A 5,657-nucleotide genomic window follows, 5' to 3' on the forward strand; every position below is an offset into this window, starting at 1 on the left:
TTATGACCATTTAATAATTTCCCTACAACTTTCGATTCAGTAGTTGGGTTCTCACGTACATTTAATACCTCTGTTGTTACAACAGTTTCTGCTTGTGCAGAAGTAGTGAAAATCCCAAGACCAAAAAACGCTGCTGCTGCTATACCAATTAATTTTTTCATGAATAGCCTCCATTCGCTTTGTTTTCGTGTCCTCATTATAGCAACAGTTTTTTAGGAGATTTAGGATATCACACAATTACAAACGATTCGTAACACATCATTAATGATTTGTAACATAAAATTGGCCATAAGAAACCAAATCTCTATACGTCACTTTAAGAGTTTCAATAGGATCCCTCTCTTTCTAGCACAAATATTTTTTGCAATAAAAGTAATAGTATTACCATCTTGTTACAAAAACACACCGAAACATTACAATTTTCAATCACGCTATGTCTCTTTATGTAATAAAGCGGAACTTTAATTAATGGAGGATCCCTTCATTCCCACTGCTTATTAGCCCTTACCAATCTGGATTGGGCTTTTACAGAAAGTGAATTTCCCCCTAACGCTACATTTTAAGGTGAAAGTCTTACCGCCTGTTCATGCAAAGTAAATCATGTCTACTCTAACCTTCCTATATATATAAAACCTCAAAGGACAGCTATCAAAGATAACAGCTGTCCTTATTGAATGATTATAAAATTTTCTTTTTCCATACTCCTAATATAATAGCCGATACTACAGAACCTATTAATATAGAAAGAATATATAGAATTGGTTTATTTACTAACCATATGACGAATATTCCACCGTGCGGGGCTGGCAATGTAATCCCAAACAACATTGATAACGCACCAGCGAGACTCGAACCGATAACACAACTTACAATTACACGGATTGGATCTGCTGCTGCAAATGGAATTGCTCCTTCTGTAATAAATGATGCTCCCATAATATAGTTTGTAAAACCTGATTTACGTTCTGCTTCTGTAAATTTCGCTTTAAAAAATGTCGTCGTAAAAGCAATCGCAAGTGGTGGTACCATTCCACCAGCCATAATAGCTGAATGTACACCGAAGTTTCCAGCCTCAATTGCAGCAATCCCAAATGTAAATGCTGCCTTATTAATAGGACCACCCATATCAACTGCCATCATGCCACCTAAAATAAGTCCTAATAATATAGCATTCGCACCACCTAAACCATTTAACCAACTCGTTAACGCCTCATTTAAAGCGACAACAGGAGGATTTACGACTTTTAACATTAATACACCTGTAAGTAACAAACCTAGTACTGGATATAATAAAACAGGTTTAATCCCTTCTAATTGCACCGGCAAGCCTGCCAACACTTTCTTTAAACCAAGGACAATATAACCCGCTAAGAAGCCAGCAATTAATCCACCTAAAAAACCTGCATTTGCTTGTGCTGCTAAAAAACCACCGACAATACCAGGCATAAACCCTGGGCGATCCGCAATAGAACTTGCGATAAATCCAGCTAACATAGGAACAAGAAATACGAATGCTCCCATCTTCCCGCCACCAATTGTCATGAGGGTCTCTGCAATTGGACCTTCCGCTTTAATTCCTCCGAAAGCAAAGGCAAGTGCAATTAAGATTCCGCCTCCAACTACAAACGGTAACATATTACTTACACCGTTCATCAAATGCTTATATATACCTAATCCCTTTTCTTTTTCCACACCTCTTGCTTCTCTATTCTCTTTTTCACCTTTAAAAATCGGAGCATCTTGTTTTATAGCTCGATTAATTAATTGCTCTGTTTTCCGAATACCGTCCGCAACTGGTACTTGAATCACATGTTTTCCCTCGAACCGATTCATTTCTACTTGCTTATCTGCCGCAACGATAATCGCTGTTGCACATTCAATATCTTCTTTCGTTAAACCATTTTTCACACCCGTAGATCCGTTTGTTTCCACCTTAATCGCAATTCCTAATTCTGCTGCTTTCGCTTTTAGACTATCTGCAGCCATGTATGTGTGAGCGATACCAGTCGGACAAGCGGTTACCGCTAATACATATGGCTCATTTCCTTCTGGTTTTACTACTTCACTATTTTCATCTTCTCGTTCGTTTTCATTTTCTTTTTCATCAAATAAAAGAAGAAGCTCCTCTTCGCTTTTTGCCTCTAATAATTGTTTGCGAAACCCTTGATCCATTAATAATGTAGATAAACGAGACAGCGTTTCTAAGTGCGTATTGTTCGCTCCTTCACTCGCCGCAATCATAAAGAATAAATGAGCTGGTTGCCCATCAAGTGACTCATAGTTGACACCGCTTACACTACGACCAAAACAAATAGCTGGTCGTTTAACCGCTTTTGTTTTTGCATGTGGAATTGCAATCCCTTCGCCAATTCCAGTTGTACTTTGCATTTCACGCTTTAAAATAGCCTCCTTAAATTCAGCTTTACTATTTAACCTCCCTGCCTTTTCTAATTTCTCTACTAATTCATCAATAACAGTTTCTTTTACTGAAGCTGTTAAATCCATGATCACTGTATCCCTTTTTAAAAGCTCTGTAATTTTCATGCCCTGTTCCCCCTACCGCTTTGTAATCATTACTTGCGATAATAATTCCTCTACTTTATCTTTCGTACATAAATCAGCCGAAAAAGCTGTCGCACTTCCTGTTGCTACCCCATAACGAAATGCTTCTTCGACATCTTTTGTTTTTTCATATATTCCTACAAAACCTGCAACAAGAGAGTCACCTGCTCCAACAGAATTAACAACTGTCCCTTTTGGTACGGTTGCCTCATATACCTCTTCATTTGTAAATAACAAAGCTCCAGCTCCAGCCATAGAGACAACTACATTCTGTACACCTTGTTCAATTAACTTTTTGCCATATGGAATCATTTCTTCTACTGTCGAAAGTTTCTCTCCAAATAATTCACCAAGCTCATGATGATTCGGTTTTATTAAAAATGGTCTATTTTGAATTACATGCTGAAGTGCACTGCCACTCGCATCAACAATGACGTTAACCTGACGTTCTGCTCCAAAATTAGCCATTGTTTCATAAAATGTTTTTGGAATCGACGCAGGAATACTACCCGCTAATACAAGATAATCACCAGCCTGCATATTTTCCATTTCGTTCATCAAATTTTGAAGTTGTTCGCCAGTAACAACAGGCCCTTGACCATTCAGCTCTGTTTCTTCCTGTCCCTTTATTTTCACATTAATACGTGAATCCCCAGCTACATGGACAAAATTTGTCTTAACCCCTTCACTTTCCAAAACAGCTTCAATAAATTGACCTGTGAATCCACCTATAAAACCGAGCGCTGTATTCTCTATTCCAAGCCTACGAAGTACACGGGATACATTAATTCCTTTCCCACCAGGAAATTTCATATCGTTTTCCGCTCGATTGACAGTCCCCAGCTCGAACCTCTCTGTTTGTACAACATAATCAATCGATGGATTTAAAGTAACTGTATAAATCATCATTTATCAACCTCAATTACATTTGTTTTTCGCTTATATTCTTCTTGCTCTTCTTCTAATACATTTGTAATAATTGTCGCTTCTTCAATACTTGCAATTTTCGCAAATGCTACTTCAGAAAATTTACTTTCATCTATTAAAAAATAGCCTTCATTCGCTAACTTTAACGCCATTTTTTTTATCATTGCTTCTTCAGGATCCGGCGTTGTGTAGCCAAGTTGTTCATGCACACCATTCGCCCCTAAAAAACACTTATCAAAACGATACTGCTTAATACCCTCCTGTGCCATTGCACCAATTAAAGCCTTTGTTCTACTCTTCATCATCCCGCCAAGTAAATAAGCACGAATATTATTTTCCACTAGCGCTTCAATATGCATAAGTCCATTTGTCACAACGGTAACTTCTTTATCTGTTAAATATGAAATCATTTCAAAGGTTGTACTTCCTGCATCTAAATAAATACAATCACCTTTCGCTACAAAAGATGCAGCTTGTTTAGCGATTTCCTTTTTCGCTTGAATGTTTTTGGCTGATTTTTCAACCATTGTAGGTTCTTCACCTTTTCCAGTTAATATAGCAGCCCCGCCATGCACTCGTTTTAATAATCGTTCTTTCTCTAATTGTGCTAAATCACGACGGATTGTCGATTCTGAACTTTTCGTTTCTTCCACCAGTTGTTGTAATTTCACTACTTTCTTTTCTTTCACAAGCTGCAAAATTAGCTGATGACGTTCAGGAGTTAACATATCACTCACCTCTTCTTTGATTACAGTATAATGAAACCGAATTCAAAAATCAATCAAAAACAATCAATAACAACCAAATTAATTCACTAAACATTCAATAACAATCAAAAGACCTTCTTNNAAGAAGGTCTTTTGATTGTTTTTATTTTTTTACAATGAGGCTCTATAAATCGCTACTACATCTTCTTTATTTAATTTCTTAAAATGACCAAATTCACCATATACCATCGCTTTTTCAGCCATTACATCAATTTTCTCTTCTCCAATTTCATAGTCAGCTAAACAAGATGGTGCTTCAATAGATGTCCAAAAGCTTCTCAACGCTTCGATACCTTCTAAGGCAATTTCCTTATCTGTTTTTCCGTCTGCTTCTACATGGAATACACGCACTGCAAATTGTTTAAAGCGGCCTATATTTTCATCTAAAACGTGCTTCATCCAATTTGGGAATAAAATCGCTAAGCCACCACCGTGCGGAATATCATACACAGCTGAAACGGCGTGTTCAATATTATGCGTTGCCCAATCACCGCGGACACCCATTGCTAAAATGCCATTTAGCGCCATTGTTCCACAATATAAAATCGTTTCTCGGTGCTCATAGCTTTCTAAATCATTTAAAAGTTTTGGAGCTGTTTCAATGACCGTTTTTAAAATAGATTCACAGTAACGATCTTGCAATTCTGTATTTGTACCTTGATGAAAGTATTGTTCTAACACATGTGACATTATATCGACCATACCATAGATCGTTTGGTTTCGTGGAACAGAAGCTGTATGGACTGGATCTAAAATAGAAAACTGTGGAAACGTAACAGGACTACCCCATCCGTACTTTTCATTCGTTTCCCAATTTGTAATAACAGAACCTGCATTCATCTCAGAACCCGTCGCTGCAAGAGTGAGTACTGTACCGAACGGTAAAGCATCACTTGCAAATGCTTTCTTGGTCACAATGTCCCATACATCGCCATCATATTTACTACCAGCAGCAATTGCTTTCGTACAATCGATAACGCTTCCACCACCAACAGCTAAAATAAATTGAATATCATTTTCTTTGCAGATTTGAATCCCCTTGTTTACAGTAGATAAACGTGGGTTCGGTTCAACACCTGTTAACTCAAAAATTTCTGCCTCAATATCTTTTAAAATCGCGATTACATTATCATATATACCATTTCGTTTAATACTCCCCCCGCCATATACGAGAAGAACCTTTTTACCATACTGGGGGATCTCCGTCTTTAATTGCTCTAATTGTCCTTGACCAAAAATAAGCTTTGTCGGATTACGAAACACAAAATTTTGCATAATTCCCTATCCATCCTTCCACTATAAAAGTTGCTATACTTTTGTATAACATATTTTTTTCATTTCACAAAAATATTTGCCTTAATAAAAAAGATCCTAGCCAGATTACACTGTACCCTATTGAAT

Annotated in this window: 4 protein-coding genes and 1 pseudogene; all 5 read right to left on the reverse strand. The window is 37.2% G+C overall.

What is annotated here, in order from left to right; genetic code table 11:
• Positions 1 to 197: pseudogene (locus CN373_RS24815) on the reverse strand (enterotoxin); the annotation flags it as partial.
• 481 nt (positions 198 to 678) lie between these two features.
• A complete protein-coding gene (locus tag CN373_RS24820; protein ID WP_000704615.1) occupies positions 679 to 2,544 on the reverse strand; it encodes a PTS fructose transporter subunit IIABC in 1,866 nt (621 codons plus the stop codon).
• Positions 2,545 to 2,556: 12 nt separating this feature from the next.
• Positions 2,557 to 3,468 carry a 1-phosphofructokinase gene (gene pfkB / locus CN373_RS24825; protein ID WP_098360368.1) on the reverse strand — a complete coding sequence of 304 codons (912 nt, stop codon included), beginning with the start codon at positions 3,466 to 3,468 and terminating at the stop codon, positions 2,557 to 2,559.
• A complete protein-coding gene (locus CN373_RS24830; RefSeq protein ID WP_000957262.1) occupies positions 3,468 to 4,217 on the reverse strand; it encodes a DeoR/GlpR family DNA-binding transcription regulator in 750 nt (249 codons plus the stop codon). Before CN373_RS24830 ends, pfkB begins: the two co-directional genes overlap by 1 nt.
• A gap of 150 nt (positions 4,218 to 4,367) precedes the next feature.
• Positions 4,368 to 5,531, reverse strand: a complete 1,164-nt coding sequence (locus CN373_RS24835) for an iron-containing alcohol dehydrogenase (protein ID WP_001179116.1) — start codon at positions 5,529 to 5,531, stop codon at positions 4,368 to 4,370.
• Positions 5,532 to 5,657: the final 126 nt, after the last annotated feature.

It is taken from the genome of Bacillus cereus, from assembly GCF_002561295.1.
GTDB classification, from domain to species: domain Bacteria; phylum Bacillota; class Bacilli; order Bacillales; family Bacillaceae_G; genus Bacillus_A; species Bacillus_A cereus_S.